Raw genomic sequence first — 18,022 nt, 5'->3', positions numbered from 1 at the left:
AAGTATGAAAAGAACAAAGAAGAACCGTCAGGCTGAGTATCTGCAAACAGGGAAGAGTGAAAGAACCGCTGCCAATGCAGCAAAGTGTGCAAACGGATACGGTCAGGAAAAGACCGGCAGAGATTTCCGCAAAGATGAAGGCAGGGGTAAGCCACTCTCTGTTTTCTTGGAAGCATCGGAGATCAACACACGGCAATGTATATACATCAGCCGCGAGGTCCATGAGAAAGTTGCCGTCGTTGTCAGCCGTATGGGGAAAAAACTGAGCATCGGCAAGTTCGTGGACAACATCCTCCGTGACCATTTCCGGGAGTACGGGGCGCAGTACATGGAACAGATTGAAAACGCCCAAAAAGTAAGACTATGACAAAGGTGTTTCTAATCGTATCGGTAGCCTGCAACGTGTGGTTCCTGATCCTGCTGTTTTATGACCGTATCATGGAAACGAAACTTGTCCGTTTCTTCCGACACATTGCCGGTCTGTGGAGGTCATTGGACAGTACGGCGGCAAAGCCGGAGGCAAAGGAAGCACCGCCCACAGACACACCGGACATCATCGGCAAAAGCCGTTTCAAAATGGCTCCGACCCAGACAACCGCTGCCATACCGACGCAAGAAGCCGCCATTTCGGAAAAAGGCATTGAGCTGTCGGAGGAAGAGGCTACTTTTGACGACGGAAACATGGAAACCGTGTCCCATCCGGCACAAGTCCCGGAGGAAAAACTCGATGAAACCTTCACGAGCATCCCGCCTTCGGAACTGGAATACGGAGAGGATGAGTCGGAGGACGAAGAACCGGATAAAAAGCAGGCTTCGGGAAGCAGTTTCGAGGATATTGACATGGCAGTACGCGCCATTCGGAAAGATTCACCGTCCGATGAGGAAATGCGACACGCCGGAAAGGTCATGACGGAACTGGACGGGACAGAACTTTTCACAAGAATAACAGAACGCCTGACCGATGAGGCAATGAGCGATAGGCTTGCAAAGGCGATGGCTGTTTTCGTGGACGCGGTGAACATGACCGTGACACAACAAAAGGAAAAGGTGTTCGTGATTCCCGACAACATCGAGGAGTTCGACTTCCGAAACTATGTATAACGGCTAAAAAAGAATGGAAATGAAAACGTAAGACGGTATCACACCATGCGCACGGTAGTACAAGGTACAGCCAATCCGCAACGGACACACCCAAGTCCGTGGAAACAAACGGGCTACCACTAAAACCAAAGTAAAGTAATCAAGTATCAACCGCCCGAAAAAGGACTATCCACCCTTTGGACGGCACAAAACAAGAACAGTTTATGAACAAGAACATCAGACAAAAGTTCATCATCTCTGCGGCACTCATGATTGCCGCAACCGCCTCCGCTTTCGCACAGGGAAACGGTCTGGCAGGCATCAACGAAGCCACCTCTATGGTGAGTTCGTATTTTGACCCCGGCACGAAATTAATTTACGCCATCGGCGCGGTAGTCGGTCTTATCGGCGGCGTGAAAGTCTATGGCAAGTTTTCGTCCGGCGACCCGGACACCTCGAAGACTGCCGCCTCGTGGTTCGGCGCGTGCATTTTTTTAATTGTAGCTGCGACTATCCTGCGCTCATTCTTCCTTTAATAAACAATGTATGGCTGAATACCCGATAAACAAGGGTATTGGCCGTCCGGTCGAGTTCAAGGGTCTAAAGGCTCAGTACCTCTTCATCTTCTGCGGAGGTCTGCTGGCTCTCTTCGTCCTGTTCGTCATCCTCTACATGGTCGGCATCGACCAGTGGATATGTATCGGCTTCGGCGCGGCATCGTCTTCCGTCCTCGTATGGCAGACCTTCGCGCTGAACGCCCGGTACGGCGAACACGGGCTGATGAAATTGGGAGCGGCAAGGAGCCATCCCCGATACCTTATCAACCGGCGGCGGATCACCCGATTATTCAAACGGCAACGAAAGGAAGAAACGACATGAGAAATACATCCAAAATGACTACACTGGAAAACAAGTTCCCGCTGCTGGCGGTGGAGCATGGCTGCATCATTTCCAAAGACGCCGACATCACGGTGGCTTTCGAGGTGGAGCTGCCGGAGCTTTACACCGTGACGGGCGCGGAGTACGAGGCGATACACGGCTGCTGGTGCAAGGCTATCAAGGTGCTGCCGGACTTCTCCGTCGTGCATAAGCAGGACTGGTTCATCAAGGAACGCTACAAACCGGAACTGGAGAAGGACGACATGAGTTTTCTCTCACGGAGTTTCGAGCGTCACTTCAATGAGCGTCCGTACCTGAAACACACCTGCTACCTCTACCTGACCAAGACGACGAAGGAGCGTAACCGGATGCAGAGCAACTTCAGCACGCTGTGCCGTGGGCATATCATCCCGAAGGAGCTGGACAGGGAGACCGCCGGGAAGTTCATGGAGGCCGCCGAACAGTTCGAGCGCATCATGAACGACAGCGGCTTTGTCAGGCTGCGTCGCCTCTCCACCGATGAGATTGTAGGCACGGAAGAAAAGACGGGGCTGATAGAGCGTTATTTCTCGCTCATGCCCGAAGGCGACACGACCTTGCAGGACATCGACCTCTCGGCAAGAGAAATGCGCATCGGCGACAACCGCCTGTGCCTGCATACACTCTCCGACGCGGAGGATATGCCCGGAAAGGTGGCTACCGACATCCGGTACGAAAAACTTTCCACCGACCGCTCGGACTGCCGCCTTTCCTTCGCCTCCCCCGTGGGGCTGCTGCTCTCCTGCAACCACATCTACAACCAGTATGTGATTATCGACAACAGCGAGGAAAATTTGCAGAAGTTCGAGAAGTCCGCGAGAAATATGCAGTCGCTCTCCCGATACAGCCGGAGCAACAGCATCAACCGCGAGTGGATAGACCAGTACCTGAACGAAGCCCATTCCTACGGGCTGACCTCGGTACGGGCGCATTTCAACGTCATGGCGTGGAGCGACGATGCGGAGGAACTGAAACATATCAAGAACGATGTGGGCAGCCAGCTGGCAAACATGGAGTGCGTGCCGCGCCACAACACCATCGACTGCCCGACGCTCTACTGGGCGGCGATGCCCGGCAACGCGGCGGACTTCCCGGCGGAAGAGAGTTTCCATACATTCATCGAGCAGGCGGTGTGCCTCTTCACGGAGGAAACCAACTACCGCAGTTCACTCTCGCCCTTCGGCATCAAGATGGTGGACAGGCTTACGGGAAAACCGTTGCACCTCGACATCAGCGACCTGCCGATGAAGCGGGGCGTCACGACCAACCGCAACAAGTTCGTGTTGGGTCCTTCGGGCAGCGGCAAATCCTTCTTTATGAACCACCTCGTGAGGCAATACTACGAGCAGGGTACGCACGTGGTGCTGGTGGACACGGGAAACTCCTATCAGGGCTTGTGCGAGATGATCCGGCGCAAGACAAACGGGGCGGACGGCGTGTACTTCACCTACACGGAGGAGAAACCGATTTCGTTCAACCCGTTCTACACCGATGATTACGTGTTCGACGTGGAGAAGAAGGACAGCATCAAGACATTGCTGCTGACGCTCTGGAAGTCGGAGGACGACAAAGTGACGAAGACGGAAAGCGGCGAACTGGGCAGTGCGGTGAACGCCTATATTGAGCGCATCCGGGCTGACCGGAGCATCGTCCCCTCGTTCAACACCTTCTACGAGTATATGCGTGACGACTACCGAAGGGAGTTGGCGGAACGTGAGATAAAGGTGGAGAAGTCAGACTTCAACATCGACAATATGCTCACCACCATGCGGCAGTATTACCGGGGCGGACGCTACGACTTCCTGCTCAACTCCACGGAGAACATCGACCTGCTCGGCAAGCGGTTCATCGTCTTTGAGATTGATTCGATAAAGGAAAACCGCGAGCTTTTCCCGGTGGTGACCATCATCATTATGGAAGCCTTCATCAACAAGATGCGCCGTCTGAAAGGCGTGCGCAAACAACTGATAGTGGAAGAGGCTTGGAAGGCTCTCTCTTCGGCGAACATGGCTGAGTATCTTCGCTATATGTACAAAACCGTGCGCAAGTATTACGGTGAGGCAATCGTGGTGACGCAGGAGGTGGACGACATCATTTCCTCGCCCGTGGTCAAGGAGAGCATCATCAATAACTCCGACTGCAAGATACTCCTCGACCAGCGGAAGTACATGAACAAGTTTGATGCCATACAGTCCCTGTTGGGTCTGACGGAGAAGGAGAAGTCGCAGATACTCTCCATCAACATGGCAAACAATCCATCAAGGCTCTACAAAGAAGTGTGGATAGGACTGGGCGGCACGCAGTCGGCGGTCTATGCCACCGAAGTTAGTGCTGAAGAGTATCTGGCGTACACCACCGAAGAAACGGAGAAGGTGGAGGTTTACCGTCTGGCGGAGCAGCTGGGCGGCGACATCGAAGCTGCCATCCGGCAGCTTGCCGAAAGACGAAGGAATAAGTAAAAACAGATTCATCAATTAAAAAAAGAAAATGCGTATGAGTATATCAAGAACGAAAATGCTGCAAGTCAGCAAGTGTTTAATCGGGCTGGCGGTCATGGTGCTGCAATCCTGCGATGTAGCGGACAACCGCCGTGACCTGCTTTGCGGAAACTGGGAAAGCGTGGAAGGAAACCCCGACGTGCTTATCTACAAGGAGGGCGAAGCCTACAAGGTGACGGTGTTCAAGCGGAGCGGTCTGCGCCGCAAGCTGAAGCCGGAAACCTATCTCTTGCAGGAGGAGAACGGCAACCTGTTCATGAACACCGGATTCCGTATCGACGTGTCCTACAACGAGGCGACGGACATCCTGACATTCTCGCCCAACGGGGACTATGTGCGCGTGAACCCGAAACCGGACCATCCGATAAACGAGCAATAAATAATGAAATCCACTAAAATCCAAAGTAACATGAGAACAAGAATAACACTTATTATTTGCCTGTGCCTGTTTGCTGTCGGCAGGGCAAGCGCACAGTGGGCGGTGATAGACCCGTCCAATATCGCGCAGAGCATCGTGAACACCTCCAAGAACGTGGTACATACTTCCACGACCGCCCAGAATATGATAAAAAATTTTCAAGAGACAGTGAAGATTTACGAGCAGGGCAAGAAGTATTACGACGCACTCAAATCCGTGAACAATCTGGTAAAGGACGCCCGGAAGGTGCAGCAGACCATCCTGATGGTGGGTGACATCACCGACACCTATGTGACCAGCTTCCAGAGGATGATGCGTGACGACAACTTCACGGTGGAAGAACTGGGAGCCATCGCCTTCGGCTACGCCAAGCTGTTGGAGGAATCCAATGACGTGCTGACGGAGCTGAAGAACGTGGTGAACATCACCACGCTCTCCATGACGGACAAGGAGCGCATGGACGTGGTGGAACGCTGCTATTCCAAGATGAAACGTTACCGCAACCTTGTGAGCTACTACACTAACAAGAACATCAGCGTCAGTTACCTGCGGGCAAAGAAGAAGAACGACCTCGACCGCATCATGGGGCTGTACGGGAACATGAACGAAAGATACTGGTAGCCTATGAATTTCGATAACCTTCACCAGATTCTGCGCTCGCTCTACGAGCAGATGATGCCGCTATGCGGGGACATGGCGGGCGTGGCGAAAGGCATCGCCGGGCTGGGTGCATTGTTCTACGTTGCCTACCGGGTGTGGCAGTCGCTGGCGAGAGCCGAACCGATAGACGTGTTTCCCATGCTCCGCCCGTTCGCCATCGGTCTGTGCATCATGTTCTTTCCGACGGTAGTATTAGGTACGATAAACAGCATCATGTCGCCCGTCGTGCAGGGTACGGCAAAGATGCTGGAGGCGGAAACGTTGGACATGAACCGATACCGTGAGCAGAAGGACAAGCTGGAATACGAGGCGATGATGCGTAACCCCGAAACCGCCTACCTCGTGTCGAACGAGGAGTTTGACAAACAGCTGGAGGAACTGGGCTGGTCCCCCGGCGACATGGTGACAATGGCGGGGATGTATATCGAGCGCGGGATGTACAACATGAAGAAGGGCATCCGCGACTTCTTCCGCGAGATACTGGAACTGATGTTCCAAGCCGCCGCCCTCGTGATAGACACCATCCGCACGTTCTTCCTCGTGGTGCTGGCGATACTCGGTCCGATAGCCTTCGCCATATCGGTGTGGGACGGCTTCCAAAGCACGCTCACGCAGTGGATATGCCGATACATTCAGGTCTATCTGTGGCTGCCCGTGTCGGATATGTTCAGCACCATACTGGCGAAGATACAGGTACTGATGCTGCAAAGCGATATCGAACGGATGCAGGCTGACCCGAACTTCTCGCTGGATTCGAGCGACGGGGTCTATATCGTCTTCATGATAATCGGCATCATCGGCTACTTCACCATCCCCACGGTAGCGGGCTGGATTATCCAAGCCGGAGGCATGGGAAGCTACGGCCGCAACGTGAACCAGACGGCAGGACGAGCCGGAGGCATGGCGGGCAGCGTGGCGGGTGCAGCCGCAGGAAACGTGGTCGGACGTGCCGGGAAACTGCTGAAATAATCAACTGACAATTAAAAACGAATAAACAACAATGGAATTCAAGTCACTCAAGAACATCGAATCATCGTTCAGGCAGATACGCCTGTTCGGTATCGTCTTCCTCTCGCTGTGCGCCGTGATAACGGTATGGAGCGTATGGAGTTCCTACCGCTTCGCGGAGCGGCAACGGGAAAAGATTTACGTGCTGGACAACGGCAAGTCGCTGATGCTGGCTCTTTCGCAGGACTTGTCGCAGAACCGTCCGGCGGAGGCAAGGGAACACGTGCGCCGCTTCCACGAGCTGTTCTTCACGCTCTCGCCCGAAAAGAGCGCGATAGAACATAACGTGAAACGCGCCCTGCTATTAGCGGACAAAAGCGTGTACAACTACTATTCGGACTTTGCCGAGAAGGGGTACTACAACCGCATCATCGCCGGAAACATCAACCAAGTGCTGAAGGTGGACAGCGTGGTGTGCGACTTCAACGGCTATCCCTACCGTGCCGTAACCTATGCCACGCAGAAAATCATCCGGCAGAGCAACGTTACCGAGCGCAGCCTCGTGACCACGTGCCGCCTCTTGAACTCGTCCCGTTCGGACGACAATCCCAACGGTTTCACCATCGAGGGATTCACCATCATCGAGAACAAGGATTTACAAACCATCAAAAGGTAAACGGATATGAAGAAAATCAAAAAATCATTTTGGCGTGCGTACTGGAAGCTCCACGACAAAAAGAAAATGCTGGTGGCAAGGCTCAAAGGCTATCTGGACGGTTTGCCTCCGAAGACACGCAAACGCATCGTGCTGGCGATGCTCGCCGCCTTCGCGGTGCTTGCCCTCTACACCTTCGGCAAAGCCGTCTATGACATCGGCAGGAATGACGGCAGCCGGATAGTAACAGACCATGCCGGACAGGTGGAACTGTCCGTAAAGCCGGACAACAATCATAATGTAATACCTTATTTATATGGAACAGACGAAGAATGAACCTAAAAACGAGAACAAGGCGGCTTCCGACAACGGGAAACCGAAGAAGGAGCGCAAGCCGCTGACCGAAGCCCAAAGGCTGAAACGTCAGAAAATGATAGTGCTGCCCGCTATGGTGCTGGTATTTATCGGGGCGATGTGGCTGATATTCGCCTCGTCTTCCGACAAGGAGCAGCAGCCGGGAACGGGTGGTTACAACATCGAGATGCCCGACGCTGACAAGGCGAACCGTCAGATCATCGGCGACAAGGCGAAAGCCTACGAGCAGGGGGCGATGGAGGAACGGCAGGAGAACCGCAGCCGCGCCATGCAGGAACTGGGCGATATGTTCGACCGCGAGGTGGCGGAAACGGACGGCGGCAGGGACTTCGACCTTGCCAATCCCGGAGGCACGGAAGAGAACGTGAAGTCCGCTCCGAAGACCATCCAATCCTCCGCAGCCGCCTACCGTGACCTCAATGCCACGCTCGGTAACTTCTACGAACAGCCGAAGAACGACAACGCGGATATGGACGAATTGTTGGAGCGTATCGCCTCGCTGGAATCGGAACTGGAGAGTGAGAAAGGCAAGGCGTCCGCTATGGATGACCAAGTGGCACTCATGGAGAAGTCCTACGAACTGGCGGCGAAGTACATGGGCGGTCAGAACGGTACACAGCCACCTGTCGGACAGGCGGCAGAGCCTTACCCCGTGCAGAAAGCCGGAAAGAACACGGCTGCACCTGTCAGGCAGGTGGCGCATCAGGTGGTATCCTCGCTCTCGCAGCCGATGAGCAACTCTGAATTTGTCGCCTCCTTCGCGCAGGAGCGTAACCGCAGTTTCAATACGGCGGTGGGTGTCACGACCGTATCGGACAAGAACACCATATCGGCGTGTGTCTATGGGGCGCAGAGTGTGACGGACGGGCAGGCTGTCAAACTTCGGTTGCTGGAGCCGATGGCGGTAGCGGACAAAATCATACCCCGCAATGCAGTGGTGGTCGGCACGGCAAAGATTCAGGGCGAACGGCTCGATATTGAAATTACTTCGCTGGAGTACGCAGGTACGATTATACCGGTAGAACTGGCGGTGTATGACACGGACGGACAGCCCGGCATCTTCATTCCTAACTCGATGGAAATGAATGCCGTCAGGGAGGTTGCCGCCAACATGGGCGGCTCGCTGGGCAGCAGCATCAATATCTCCACCAACGCCGGGGCACAGCTCGCCTCCGACTTGGGCAAGGGGCTGATACAGGGCACGAGCCAGTATATAGCCAAGAATATGCGTACCGTCAAGGTGCATCTGAAATCCGGATACAAGGTCATGCTTTATCAGGACAGAGATTGAAAACAGAAAAAGTAATAACAAACCATTTTTTATTTACCACTAAAATCCAAAGTAAAATGAAAAAAGTAATCATCATGCTTGCCCTCGCTATGGGCATCGTAACTGCCAACGCGCAGGAGAACGTAACCGTTGGAACGGACAACGTAAGTGAACAACCGACTTTGACAAAGGAGGTCTATCCGCAGAAGGAGGCGGACGGCGACCTGTATCACGGTCTGACAAAGAAGCTGACCTTCGACCGCATGGTTCCTCCGCACGGCTTGGAAGTGACCTACGACAAGACCGTCCACGTCATTTTCCCTTCGGAAGTGCGCTACGTCGATTTAGGCTCGCCCGACCTGATTGCGGGCAAAGCCGACGGAGCGGAGAATGTCATCCGCGTAAAGGCTACCGTGAGGAACTTCCCGAACGAAACCAATATGTCCGTGATAACGGAGGACGGGAGTTTCTATACTTTTAACGTGAAGTACGCCTCCGAACCGCTGCTGCTTAACGTGGAGATGTGCGACTTCATCCATGACGGCGAGAAGGTGAACCGCCCGAACAACGCGCAGGAAATCTATCTGAAGGAGCTGGGCAGCGAAAGCCCGATGCTGGTGCGCCTTATCATGAAGTCCATCCACAAGCAGAACAAGCGCGAGGTGAAGCACATCGGCTGCAAGCGATTCGGTATCCAGTACCTATTGAAAGGTATCTACACGCATAACGGTTTGCTCTATTTCCACACGGAAATCAAGAACCAGAGCAACGTGCCTTTCGATGTGGACTACATCACATGGAAAATCGTGGACAAGAAGGTGGCGAAGCGTACCGCCGTGCAGGAGCAGATCATCCTGCCGCTCCGTGCGCAGAACTACGCCACCTGCGTGCCGGGCAAGAAGAGCGAGCGCACGGTATTCACGATGGCGAAGTTCACCATCCCCGACGACAAGTGCCTCGTAGTGGAACTCAACGAGAAGAACGGAGGTCGCCATCAGTCTTTCGTGATTGAGAACGAGGACTTGGTACGTGCCAATACCATCAACGAACTTCAAGTACGCTGACCATGAGAAAGTACATCGCAATAATCATCGCGTCGCTTGCCCTGTGTACGGGGCAGGCGCACGCCCAGCGATGCCTGCCGAAGATGCAGGGCATCGAGGTCAGGGCGAACATGGCGGACGGCTTCAATCCCGGCGGCAACGACGGCGGGTACAGCTTCGGGGCGGCTCTTTCCACTTATACCAAAGGCGGAAACAAATGGGTGTTCGGCGGCGAGTACCTGTTGAAGAACAACCCTTACAAGGACGGGAAGATACCCGTGGCACAGTTCACGGCGGAGGGCGGATACTACTTCAAGATACTCTCCGATGCGCGTAAAATCGTGTTCGTCTATGCAGGGGCTTCGGCTCTTGCCGGATATGAATCGGTGAACTGGGGCGATAAGGTGCTGCATGACGGCTCCACGCTCCATGACCGAGACGCTTTCATCTACGGTGGTGCGCTGACGCTCGATGTGGAGTTTTATGTGGCAGACCGTATCGCCCTGCTTGCCAACCTCCGGGAACGTTGCCTGTGGGGTGGCGACACGAGAAAGTTTCATACGCAATGGGGCGTGGGTATCAAGTTCATCATAAACTGACGCACCGCATGGAACGGACGGAAATCGACGCCATGAGGCATATACCCCTTGCGGACTTCCTCGCACGGCTGGGACATGAGCCTGTCCGAAGAAGCGGCAACGAGCTGTGGTATCGTGCGCCATACCGCAATGAGCGCACGCCATCTTTCCGTGTGAACGTGGCAAAACAGCTCTGGTACGACTTCGGACTGGGCAAAGGTGGCGACATATTCACGCTTGCGGGGGAGTTTATCGGAAGCAACGACTTCATGGAGCAAGTGAAATTCATAGCAGAAACCGCCAATATACCTATGCCTGTTCCCGAAGTGAGCAGACCGACTTTCCTGCCTAAACCGTCAGAACCTGCCTTTGAGGGAGTGGAAGCCGTCCCGCTGTTTCGTTCTCCACTGACGGACTATCTGGCGGAACGGGGCATCCCTTACGGCATTGCATCCCGGTATTGTTGCCGACTGAATTACGGAGTGCGTGGCAAGCGGTATTTCGCCGTCGGTTTTCCGAACGTGGCGGGTGGTTTTGAAATCCGCAGCCGCTTCTTCAAGGGATGCGTGCCGCCGAAGGATGTGACGCTGGTCAAGGCGGAAGGTTCTCCGGCTGACGTGTGTAACGTCTTTGAGGGCTTCATGGACTTCCTTTCCGCTGCCACGCTCGGATTGGAAAAGGGTGACTGCCTCGTATTGAACTCTGTTGCCAACGTGGAAAAGGCAATGAAGCATTTGGACGGCTACGGGTGCATAGACTGTTATCTCGACCATGACGCAGCCGGACGGCGCACGTTGAAAACGCTGAAAGGACATTATGGGGAACGTATCTATGACCGTTCCGCCCTCTATGATGGTTGCAAGGACTTGAACGAGTATCTGCAACTGACAACGAAAAAAGAACAATAACTTAAAAATCAAAGGACAATGAACATACTGAACAACAAAAACAAGAACAAGAGAACATCAATCTTCAAGGCGTTGGCACTCTGCCTGTTCGCCGCTGTGTCGCTCACGCTCGTGTCGTGTGACGATGACATGGACATCCAGCAATCCTATCCCTTCACGGTGGAAACCATGCCCGTGCCGAACAAGGTAACGAAGGGACAGACGGTGGAAATCCGCTGTGAATTGAAAAAGACGGGTGACTTCGCCAACACACTCTATACCATCCGGTATTTCCAGTTCGAGGGAGAAGGTACGCTGAAAATGGACAACGGAATCACGTTCCTGCCCAACGACCGCTACCTGCTCGAAAACGAAAAGTTCCGACTGTATTACACGGCAGAGGGTGACGAGGCACACAACTTCATCGTGGTGGTGGAGGACAACTTCGGCAACTCCTACGAGTTGGAATTTGATTTCAACAACCGTAACGTGAAGAATGACGGGGTTATTTCAGTTATTCCCATCGGCAACTTCAAGTCCCTTACACGATGATGCGTGTATTCATGGCTATCCTTTGTTCGTTTTTGGCGGTCTGTTCCGTGTCCGCACGGGACAGCCGCCATGAGGGAACGGACGGGCGGCAGGCGGCTATCTACCGGCTGCCACCATTTGAGAGGGCGGTGCGATGCACTAAATATTTTGAGGGTTGGCACTCGGAGAAACATCACCCGTATGTGGAATATGGGCATAAGTTGTTACCGGGCGAAAGGTATTCGGCACGCACCATGACGAAGCGGCAGGCGGACGTGCTTCTGCGGAAAGACCTGCGGAAGTTCTGCGCGATGTTCCGGCAGTTCGGGAAGGATTCGCTCTTGCTTGCCACCCTTGCATACAATGTCGGTCCGTATCGGCTCTTGGGAAGCGGAAAGATACCCAAAAGTACGCTGATCCGAAAGCTGGAGGCGGGTGACAGAAACATTTATCGGGAGTATATCGCTTTCTGCAACTTCAAGGGAAAACGGCACGCCATGCTGCTCAAACGGAGAAAGGCGGAGTTTGCACTGCTGTATATCCCGTAATAGATTTCAATGGCATTTAAGTTCTGGTTATTCTAAGAACTTAAATGCCATTGTTTCAAATAAAACAATTACCTTTGTTGTTAGTAATTTAGAGATAAAATGAAAGATATTCAATATTTCTTATCGGAAGAAGAAAAGTATTTAGCATCCTCACAAGCTGAGCCGGAATTAGTTTGGAATGAGGAACTTGAAGAATTTGGCTTTTCATATGACCCTTTGAGTTTCTTGGGTAAAAAACCTTTTCAGAGTTTTCAGCACAACAACATTGACAAGGAAAATCGCTATGGGCTAACCGATGTGGAAAAAATGATATTAGCCTGTTTTCTTGGTAATATATCGTATGCATTTAGAGATGACAATTATTATGGAGAAGTGCCTGATATTGTTCACGAAATGCAAATTGTACTAAACAGTATAATAAACAAAGCACCTAAGTTTAACGGAAATATATTATATCGTTTTACTAAAACTGGAGATAAAACAAATTTTGAAGTAGGTGATATATACCAACCTTCCCATAGCCTTACGACAACAACCGAAGATTGGAAACAAAACAGAAGTGATGTTTATGTTATAAAAACTCTTCCTGAAAATGAAACGCAAGCACATTGTCTATACATGATTTATAATCATGGTCAGGAAACGCAAGTCAATTTTTTGAGAGGAACTTCATTTGAAATAACCGATATAGAGCCAATAGAAAGTAGTGAATACAAACGAATTTATATGTCAGAAATTAGGCAATAACATCGTAGATTGGGACAAAGGTTTCTTTGCTACTTTCTTTGTCCGCCATCATGCTCACTGAAAGAAAGTAGGGCGGCTTTCGCCGCCCACCTCTCAAAAACGGGTGTAAAGCCCCGTCACCATCGTGAACATTTCCTCCAGCATATCGCAATATATTCCCTCGTGCGTTTCAATGTCCTTCGTCTTGCACTCGAATGTCTTTTTGCTGAACGTCCTGCGGTAGAAGCGCATATTGTAGAGGTCTGCCCCTGCATCATAGATGATGTCAAGGCGGTTGGCACTCGTCTTGTTCCTCGCAAGGCTCATGCGTAAGCCGTTGCCCATGTCTATGAAGTCTTTGCTTCCCGTCATGGCGGCAAAGCGTCTGCCACCTATCTGCTCCAAAATTGTCTTTGCTATCATATTCATTCTTCTTTGGGTGCTATGTTCGGGCGGTGCGGACACCGCCCGAATGTTCAAAATTCTGTTTTCTCGGCTATGGGGGTGTTCCTTTCCAACCATGTTTTCACACACTCCATATTGTACTCGCTCGTTATGACTGCCGTGTGGGTGTCAATGGCGGTAAACCGACTGCTCTCATAGTCCTCTACCCATCCTTTAAGGGTTTCAACTCCCCACGCTTCGGCATCGTCAAAGATGCCGTCCAATTCCGTGATGGGCTTGCTGAACTTGACTATCAGCGTTTGGTAGCCTGCTTCGTTCATCGCTTGTCCTCCTTTCCTCTTTTTGCCGTCAGCCACTTGTCCCGTGCGGTTCGGCACTCGTCCAACGTGGGTTTCACACAAGAGAATAATTCCCCGTCCGTGTGGCGGTAGTCGTATTGCACAAGTGTCCGCTTGCGTCTGCCGATACCCGTTTGGAACTTCTCGTATTTCTCTGTCCCTGCTTTCGTGCAGGTGCTTACTCCGTTGATGGTCATCCGTGTACTCATAATCGTTGTTTTTAAGTGGTTAGAAATGTACTGACAAAACTCTGTTCTGCATCACCATTTCGGGGTTACTCGTATAGCGTTGGTGCAGGTAGAAATGGTGTGAGCCGAAGCCGTAAAGGAAGAACTTGTCAAGTTCGTGCTTCTCGGAAAAGTCTTTTACACCCGCCCTTAACTGCTCCTCACTCTGACAAAAAGTGAGGAGGTTCATAAATTCAAGGAACATCGTGGGGATTTTATCGTCCCACAAGCAAACCATGCTTTCAAATCTTACTTCCATATTGTTCTTTATTATAGGTTGATATTATGCTGCGTTCATCCGCTGACGGATAAGTCCGGCATTGTTCTCCACAAGTCGGATGATGCGGTCGTGGTACTCGGTATTGGAATTGCATACCCCTCTGCTCTGTACCACTTTCAGCGTTTTCAGTGACACTTCTATCGTTTCAATCCGTTTGCCGTCAATGGTGGCGGATAGGATAAGGGAGTTTGCCTTGTTGTGATAACCGCCCACACAATGGTGCATCATCCGCCCTTCTTCTGCCATTTCCTCCACGCTCTCTATGACCTTGATGCAGATAAGGCTGTCGGAGAACACAAGTCCGAAGAAGATGCCTTTGGCTTTCAGATAGTTCTTCTCGTCCTCAATCGCCTTTTGCCGTTGCTGTTCCGTCCGCTCACGCTCCCTTTGCAGGTTGCGTTTTCTCACCAACTTGTCGTGTTCCGCTTTGAGGTCGGTAGGGCAGACGTACTTCGGGCTGTTCGTGTCCTTGCCAAAATGACGCAGGAGGTCTATGGTGTCGCACCATACGGAGCCGTCCGAAATGGTGTAGCCGTTGCGGATGCAAATCTTAACGGATGCCCAATACCGTCCCATGTCAAAGGAACTGCGGATATAGTGGCGCAACATGGCGTATTGCCCTGCCTTCAAGAGTGTTTCGGCTCGGCTGTCGGAAAGGATAGCCGTGAAAAGGTCATACGGCAGTGTGTTGTGATAGTTCCCCTTGAAGCCGTTGCGTTTCAGTTCGGGGATGAAACGCTGTCGGGGATGGGTGCATATTGGGGCAATATCGTATGCTTGGAGTTTGTTTTGCTTGCGTACCTCCATGTCGCTGTATTCAGACCATTGGTCGTAATACAACATTGACATACCACGCAGTCGGGCAACGGTCGTTGTCTTTCCATCGGGTGAAATCCACCTCTGCACCACTTCATAAATTGAATACTCGGCTGCTTGCCCTGCCTTGTATCGGGACTTGACGAAGAAGAAGCGTATCACTTGGTACTGCCTGCTGGTCGTAACGATGGAGAAATACTCATTGTCGTTGAAAACGCTCTTTCGGGTGCGCAACTCTTCCAACTGCATACCGCAATGGGGGCAGGTGCATCCGCAAAGGGTGTCTGCAAGGTCGTGGTCGCTCTTCCACGAATGTCCGCACTCGGTACAGATGTTCGTGCCGTCCGCTCTCTTGATTGCGTAGTGCTTGAAGCAATGACGGAAAGCGTATGCCTTTTGCGTGGCGGTCAATCTCGGTAGTCGCTTGCTCAGATGTGCGACTTCCTGCTGTATATGTGTTCTCGGTTTCATAAGCCTAAATCAAATAATGAGGGTTGTTGTACTTCTTGGGTGGTCGCTTTGGTGGCGGTTCTCGGTTTGTTGCGGTTCTGCAACTTGCGGACTTCCTCCTCTTGATATTGTCGGATAGCCTTCTGACGTGCTTCCGCCTTTTCCTCTGCGGTGAGTTCCACCACATGGTTCACGGCTACTTGGCATTGGATAGGCTTGCCCACCTCTATCTCGTTCTCGTCATAGTAGTGTACGGCTTGTCCGTATATCTCCCCGTCCGTGAAGCCGTTGCAACCGCTTTTCTGCACATAGTTCAGAATGTAGGTCACGCAATCGTCTATGTTCTTGGCAGGGTTGCGGTAGTTCTTGGCAAAGAGCGCATCTTCCGCCGCACGTTGCTCCAAATACATCTGTATCGTTCTCTTGAAATGGTCTGTTGTTTTCATATCGCTGTCGCTTTAGATTGTCTGTTTCAGTATCTCTCTCCAATAAATCGGCTCCACCTCGTTCAAAAGGAAGTCCATAAAGTCCTTCCGTGCGTCCTTGTTCAGTTCGTGGTATAGTTCACGGAACACGGATATGTTGCCGTTGATGTATGTTTCCACCATGTACTCGAATATGTTGTCCACCTCGTAGTATCTGCATTGCTGCGCTGCCGTCTTGCTGTTTCTCTTTGCCATGTCGGTAAGGATTAAAGGGTGAATAACCAAAGGATGAAGCCGAAGAAGGCGATTGTGGAAAGGATAGCCACGATGATGCCTATCGCCACTCGGAACACTCCGTTTACTATTTCTCTGACGATGCCCCAAAGGATGCCGAATACCCAAAAGGTGGTGCGCATGATTAAGGCGCATATCGCAAGCCCTATGTATTGCGCCATTTGTCTGAAGTCTGCCGTTGCCGTCATATTTTCGCTATTTTTCAAGTTCCACAATGTTGTCTATCCTGCCGTATAGGTATCTGCGAAGTCCTGTCTTGTCTGTTGCCTTGTATTCCGTCCAATGTCCGTATTGGCACACGATAAACGTGCGGAGAACATCGGAGAAGTCAAACCTCCAGCCTTGCAAGGGGACTGCGCTCTTGAAATAGGTGTTGCTGTTCACGTTGCGTGTAAGCCAATCCTTTTCCTCTCGGTTCATCTGTCCTCCGTTGTTCAGTTTTTCACGAAGAATGTAAACCTTACTGCCTTTCAGTGCTTCCAATGTCGGCACTTCCCAAGCCACGAATTTTGTTGCCATTGTTGTTCCCATATCCGTTCTGTTTTTGATTTTTTGTTTTTAATGCGGATTCAAGAGCTGAGGGAGTTGAGTTTCAAACTATCTTATCTGCCTCTCGTTTATCCGACATTTTTTTTAATGCGTCTTTCTGTCGCATCGGTCGTTTTCGTTTCGGGTGCTTAAAAAGGTAGGGATTCGGGAATGCAAGGTTTTTCGGGAAAAATACTACCCAAAGGGCTGGAGATTTTTCCCGAAAACAGGAGGCTTGACCTTGCTTTCCCGTCAAATCCCGGAGTTACCTTTGTGCCCAGAACGAAAATGACTACCTGATGCGGCTCGCTGAAAGGCGCGAAAATGGAGGTAAACGGAAGTAGAGGCAGATTAGACAGAAAACTTCAAAAGAGAAATCCGTGAGCAAAGGAAGTCCCCAACAAAAAAAGAACATAGCCGGTAGCGTGAAACCGGGCAAACCACCTGTAAGGAAGTATGGTTTTATCTGTCCGGCCAGACGTGTCGGGGCGGGCAAATAAAATCATTCTTCCCGGTTTGCCTGCTGTGGGTGACGGCTTGTTCCATTTATGAACAAGCGGTCATACACGGCTTTCCGCTTCCGGCTCAAAGGAACAGCGAAAAAGAAAAATCATCTGAAAAACCGTAAAAGCACCTCTTTGGCATAAACATAAAAGAAATGGGCCTTGCCTCATCAGTCTAAACTGTTGTTTAGGCGTGAGGCAAAGCCCTTTTCTCCGCTTATGCGATAGTCGGCACACGTTCGTTCAAAATCCTTTTGTACGATGGTGTGCCGACGAATAAAGCCGCTTTTACGGAAAAACTTGTATGAGATAGAAAAAATCAGGGAGATTCATATCAAAATCTCCCGTTTTATTGTTACTTTTGCATACGAAGAGTTCTTTGAAGGTTACGCAACGCGCAGAAGAATAATGCAGCAGATAACTAACTAAATCGTAACCTATTACTATCATGAGCGATTAATATACGCTCATTTCCAATAAAATACACTCTTTTCGTAACTTCCCGTTGCAAAAAAACAAACATTATAGCAATGGCTAAGATAGTATTTAAAGAGTTAACATCCAACCAAAATGTACTTTTTCCGGTTAGTTTATCGGAAAAGATAGCTCCCAATCATCCCG

At 51.3% G+C, this 18,022-nt stretch carries 25 protein-coding genes and 1 pseudogene; 17 read left to right on the top strand and 9 right to left on the bottom strand.

The window, feature by feature from the left end; translation table 11 throughout:
- Position 1: 1 nt before the first annotated feature.
- The 17 genes and pseudogenes from H8S65_RS18735 to H8S65_RS18655 form a co-directional block, all read left to right on the top strand.
- A pseudogene (locus H8S65_RS18735) lies at positions 2-367 on the top strand (DUF3408 domain-containing protein); the annotation flags it as partial.
- Positions 364-1,101: a conjugal transfer protein TraD gene (locus H8S65_RS18730; protein WP_186931361.1), complete on the top strand. Its 738-nt coding sequence runs from the start codon at positions 364-366 to the stop codon at positions 1,099-1,101. The pseudogene H8S65_RS18735 and the gene H8S65_RS18730, both read left to right, overlap by 4 nt.
- Positions 1,102-1,304: 203 nt before the next feature.
- On the top strand, positions 1,305-1,616 hold the full coding sequence (locus tag H8S65_RS18725; protein ID WP_007656423.1) for a DUF4134 domain-containing protein: 312 nt from the start codon (positions 1,305-1,307) through the stop codon (positions 1,614-1,616).
- A gap of 10 nt (positions 1,617-1,626) precedes the next feature.
- Entirely contained in the window at positions 1,627-1,959 is a 333-nt protein-coding gene (locus H8S65_RS18720; RefSeq protein WP_007749041.1) for a DUF4133 domain-containing protein, read from the top strand.
- Entirely contained in the window at positions 1,956-4,457 is a 2,502-nt protein-coding gene (locus H8S65_RS18715) for a TraG family conjugative transposon ATPase (protein WP_186931360.1), read from the top strand. Before H8S65_RS18720 ends, H8S65_RS18715 begins: the two co-directional genes overlap by 4 nt.
- A 34-nt stretch (positions 4,458-4,491) precedes the next feature.
- Positions 4,492-4,875: a DUF3876 domain-containing protein gene (locus H8S65_RS18710; protein ID WP_186931359.1), complete on the top strand. Its 384-nt coding sequence runs from the start codon at positions 4,492-4,494 to the stop codon at positions 4,873-4,875.
- A 30-nt stretch (positions 4,876-4,905) separates the two neighbouring features.
- Entirely contained in the window at positions 4,906-5,535 is a 630-nt protein-coding gene (locus H8S65_RS18705) for a DUF4141 domain-containing protein (RefSeq protein ID WP_186931358.1), read from the top strand.
- A 3-nt stretch (positions 5,536-5,538) separates the two neighbouring features.
- Entirely contained in the window at positions 5,539-6,543 is a 1,005-nt protein-coding gene (traJ, locus tag H8S65_RS18700; protein ID WP_186931357.1) for a conjugative transposon protein TraJ, read from the top strand.
- Between the two features lie 31 nt (positions 6,544-6,574).
- On the top strand, positions 6,575-7,198 hold the full coding sequence (gene traK / locus H8S65_RS18695) for a conjugative transposon protein TraK (protein WP_004308925.1): 624 nt from the start codon (positions 6,575-6,577) through the stop codon (positions 7,196-7,198).
- 6 nt (positions 7,199-7,204) lie between these two features.
- Positions 7,205-7,513: a TraL conjugative transposon family protein gene (locus H8S65_RS18690; protein WP_186931356.1), complete on the top strand. Its 309-nt coding sequence runs from the start codon at positions 7,205-7,207 to the stop codon at positions 7,511-7,513.
- On the top strand, positions 7,494-8,843 hold the full coding sequence (traM, locus tag H8S65_RS18685) for a conjugative transposon protein TraM (protein WP_186931355.1): 1,350 nt from the start codon (positions 7,494-7,496) through the stop codon (positions 8,841-8,843). Before H8S65_RS18690 ends, traM begins: the two co-directional genes overlap by 20 nt.
- Before the next feature lie 56 nt (positions 8,844-8,899).
- Complete coding sequence (traN, locus tag H8S65_RS18680) at positions 8,900-9,886, top strand: conjugative transposon protein TraN (RefSeq protein ID WP_172325052.1); 987 nt, start codon at positions 8,900-8,902, stop codon at positions 9,884-9,886.
- A 2-nt stretch (positions 9,887-9,888) separates the two neighbouring features.
- Positions 9,889-10,464 carry a conjugal transfer protein TraO gene (locus H8S65_RS18675; RefSeq protein WP_186931354.1) on the top strand — a complete coding sequence of 192 codons (576 nt, stop codon included), beginning with the start codon at positions 9,889-9,891 and terminating at the stop codon, positions 10,462-10,464.
- An 8-nt stretch (positions 10,465-10,472) separates the two neighbouring features.
- Positions 10,473-11,351 carry a DUF8464 domain-containing protein gene (locus H8S65_RS18670; protein ID WP_186931353.1) on the top strand — a complete coding sequence of 293 codons (879 nt, stop codon included), beginning with the start codon at positions 10,473-10,475 and terminating at the stop codon, positions 11,349-11,351.
- 18 nt (positions 11,352-11,369) lie between these two features.
- On the top strand, positions 11,370-11,882 hold the full coding sequence (locus H8S65_RS18665) for a DUF3872 domain-containing protein (protein ID WP_186931352.1): 513 nt from the start codon (positions 11,370-11,372) through the stop codon (positions 11,880-11,882).
- The gene (locus tag H8S65_RS18660; protein ID WP_186931351.1) at positions 11,879-12,409 is read left to right on the top strand and encodes a glycoside hydrolase family protein; all 531 of its coding nucleotides are present in this window, start codon (positions 11,879-11,881) and stop codon (positions 12,407-12,409) included. The genes H8S65_RS18665 and H8S65_RS18660 overlap by 4 nt, the downstream gene beginning before the upstream one ends.
- Before the next feature lie 99 nt (positions 12,410-12,508).
- Complete coding sequence (locus H8S65_RS18655; protein ID WP_186931350.1) at positions 12,509-13,156, top strand: hypothetical protein; 648 nt, start codon at positions 12,509-12,511, stop codon at positions 13,154-13,156.
- Between the two features lie 93 nt (positions 13,157-13,249).
- Here the strand turns inward: H8S65_RS18655 and H8S65_RS18650 are convergent, their stop codons facing one another.
- Genes H8S65_RS18650 through H8S65_RS18610 form a run of 9 tightly spaced genes read right to left on the bottom strand, consistent with a single transcriptional unit; the run spans position 13,250 to position 16,901 of the window.
- Positions 13,250-13,558 (bottom strand): hypothetical protein, encoded by a 309-nt coding sequence (locus H8S65_RS18650; protein WP_008645427.1) that lies wholly within the window; start codon positions 13,556-13,558, stop codon positions 13,250-13,252.
- 53 nt (positions 13,559-13,611) lie between these two features.
- Positions 13,612-13,917 carry a DUF6956 domain-containing protein gene (locus tag H8S65_RS18645; RefSeq protein ID WP_186931349.1) on the bottom strand — a complete coding sequence of 102 codons (306 nt, stop codon included), beginning with the start codon at positions 13,915-13,917 and terminating at the stop codon, positions 13,612-13,614.
- Positions 13,857-14,087, bottom strand: coding sequence for a DUF3873 domain-containing protein (locus H8S65_RS18640; protein WP_186931348.1), 231 nt, complete (start codon positions 14,085-14,087; stop codon positions 13,857-13,859). The genes H8S65_RS18645 and H8S65_RS18640 overlap by 61 nt, the downstream gene beginning before the upstream one ends.
- A gap of 19 nt (positions 14,088-14,106) precedes the next feature.
- Positions 14,107-14,364, bottom strand: a complete 258-nt coding sequence (locus tag H8S65_RS18635; protein ID WP_005867708.1) for a DUF8466 domain-containing protein — start codon at positions 14,362-14,364, stop codon at positions 14,107-14,109.
- Positions 14,365-14,388: 24 nt separating this feature from the next.
- A complete protein-coding gene (locus H8S65_RS18630) occupies positions 14,389-15,672 on the bottom strand; it encodes a PcfJ domain-containing protein (RefSeq protein ID WP_186931347.1) in 1,284 nt (427 codons plus the stop codon).
- On the bottom strand, positions 15,669-16,097 hold the full coding sequence (locus H8S65_RS18625) for a PcfK-like family protein (protein WP_186931346.1): 429 nt from the start codon (positions 16,095-16,097) through the stop codon (positions 15,669-15,671). The genes H8S65_RS18630 and H8S65_RS18625 overlap by 4 nt, the downstream gene beginning before the upstream one ends.
- 12 nt (positions 16,098-16,109) lie before the next feature.
- Positions 16,110-16,331, bottom strand: a complete 222-nt coding sequence (locus H8S65_RS18620; protein ID WP_186931345.1) for a hypothetical protein — start codon at positions 16,329-16,331, stop codon at positions 16,110-16,112.
- A gap of 11 nt (positions 16,332-16,342) precedes the next feature.
- The gene (locus H8S65_RS18615) at positions 16,343-16,558 is read right to left on the bottom strand and encodes a hypothetical protein (RefSeq protein WP_186931344.1); all 216 of its coding nucleotides are present in this window, start codon (positions 16,556-16,558) and stop codon (positions 16,343-16,345) included.
- A 7-nt stretch (positions 16,559-16,565) separates the two neighbouring features.
- Positions 16,566-16,901 carry a hypothetical protein gene (locus H8S65_RS18610; RefSeq protein WP_023056827.1) on the bottom strand — a complete coding sequence of 112 codons (336 nt, stop codon included), beginning with the start codon at positions 16,899-16,901 and terminating at the stop codon, positions 16,566-16,568.
- Positions 16,902-18,022 lie beyond the last annotated feature (1,121 nt).

Source organism: Parabacteroides hominis, from assembly GCF_014287585.1.
Lineage (GTDB): Bacteria > Bacteroidota > Bacteroidia > Bacteroidales > Tannerellaceae > Parabacteroides > Parabacteroides hominis.
This window is presented reverse-complemented; position numbering and strand designations above follow the sequence as displayed.

Excerpts from the sequence above, each read along its gene's own strand:
- H8S65_RS18610 (WP_023056827.1), bottom strand. The coding sequence starts at position 16,901 with ATGGGAACAACAATGGCAACAAAATTCGTGGCTTGGGAAGTGCCGACA.
- H8S65_RS18655 (WP_186931350.1), top strand. The coding sequence starts at position 12,509 with ATGAAAGATATTCAATATTTCTTATCGGAAGAAGAAAAGTATTTAGCA.
- H8S65_RS18630 (WP_186931347.1), bottom strand. The coding sequence starts at position 15,672 with ATGAAACCGAGAACACATATACAGCAGGAAGTCGCACATCTGAGCAAG.
- traM (WP_186931355.1), top strand. The coding sequence starts at position 7,494 with ATGGAACAGACGAAGAATGAACCTAAAAACGAGAACAAGGCGGCTTCC.
- H8S65_RS18730 (WP_186931361.1), top strand. The coding sequence starts at position 364 with ATGACAAAGGTGTTTCTAATCGTATCGGTAGCCTGCAACGTGTGGTTC.
- H8S65_RS18670 (WP_186931353.1), top strand. The coding sequence starts at position 10,473 with ATGGAACGGACGGAAATCGACGCCATGAGGCATATACCCCTTGCGGAC.
- H8S65_RS18725 (WP_007656423.1), top strand. The coding sequence starts at position 1,305 with ATGAACAAGAACATCAGACAAAAGTTCATCATCTCTGCGGCACTCATG.
- H8S65_RS18675 (WP_186931354.1), top strand. The coding sequence starts at position 9,889 with ATGAGAAAGTACATCGCAATAATCATCGCGTCGCTTGCCCTGTGTACG.
- H8S65_RS18715 (WP_186931360.1), top strand. The coding sequence starts at position 1,956 with ATGAGAAATACATCCAAAATGACTACACTGGAAAACAAGTTCCCGCTG.
- H8S65_RS18660 (WP_186931351.1), top strand. The coding sequence starts at position 11,879 with ATGATGCGTGTATTCATGGCTATCCTTTGTTCGTTTTTGGCGGTCTGT.
- H8S65_RS18665 (WP_186931352.1), top strand. The coding sequence starts at position 11,370 with ATGAACATACTGAACAACAAAAACAAGAACAAGAGAACATCAATCTTC.
- traK (WP_004308925.1), top strand. The coding sequence starts at position 6,575 with ATGGAATTCAAGTCACTCAAGAACATCGAATCATCGTTCAGGCAGATA.
- H8S65_RS18615 (WP_186931344.1), bottom strand. The coding sequence starts at position 16,558 with ATGACGGCAACGGCAGACTTCAGACAAATGGCGCAATACATAGGGCTT.
- H8S65_RS18635 (WP_005867708.1), bottom strand. The coding sequence starts at position 14,364 with ATGGAAGTAAGATTTGAAAGCATGGTTTGCTTGTGGGACGATAAAATC.
- H8S65_RS18625 (WP_186931346.1), bottom strand. The coding sequence starts at position 16,097 with ATGAAAACAACAGACCATTTCAAGAGAACGATACAGATGTATTTGGAG.
- traN (WP_172325052.1), top strand. The coding sequence starts at position 8,900 with ATGAAAAAAGTAATCATCATGCTTGCCCTCGCTATGGGCATCGTAACT.
- H8S65_RS18640 (WP_186931348.1), bottom strand. The coding sequence starts at position 14,087 with ATGAGTACACGGATGACCATCAACGGAGTAAGCACCTGCACGAAAGCA.
- H8S65_RS18690 (WP_186931356.1), top strand. The coding sequence starts at position 7,205 with ATGAAGAAAATCAAAAAATCATTTTGGCGTGCGTACTGGAAGCTCCAC.
- H8S65_RS18710 (WP_186931359.1), top strand. The coding sequence starts at position 4,492 with ATGAGTATATCAAGAACGAAAATGCTGCAAGTCAGCAAGTGTTTAATC.
- traJ (WP_186931357.1), top strand. The coding sequence starts at position 5,539 with ATGAATTTCGATAACCTTCACCAGATTCTGCGCTCGCTCTACGAGCAG.
- H8S65_RS18705 (WP_186931358.1), top strand. The coding sequence starts at position 4,906 with ATGAGAACAAGAATAACACTTATTATTTGCCTGTGCCTGTTTGCTGTC.
- H8S65_RS18650 (WP_008645427.1), bottom strand. The coding sequence starts at position 13,558 with ATGATAGCAAAGACAATTTTGGAGCAGATAGGTGGCAGACGCTTTGCC.
- H8S65_RS18620 (WP_186931345.1), bottom strand. The coding sequence starts at position 16,331 with ATGGCAAAGAGAAACAGCAAGACGGCAGCGCAGCAATGCAGATACTAC.
- H8S65_RS18720 (WP_007749041.1), top strand. The coding sequence starts at position 1,627 with ATGGCTGAATACCCGATAAACAAGGGTATTGGCCGTCCGGTCGAGTTC.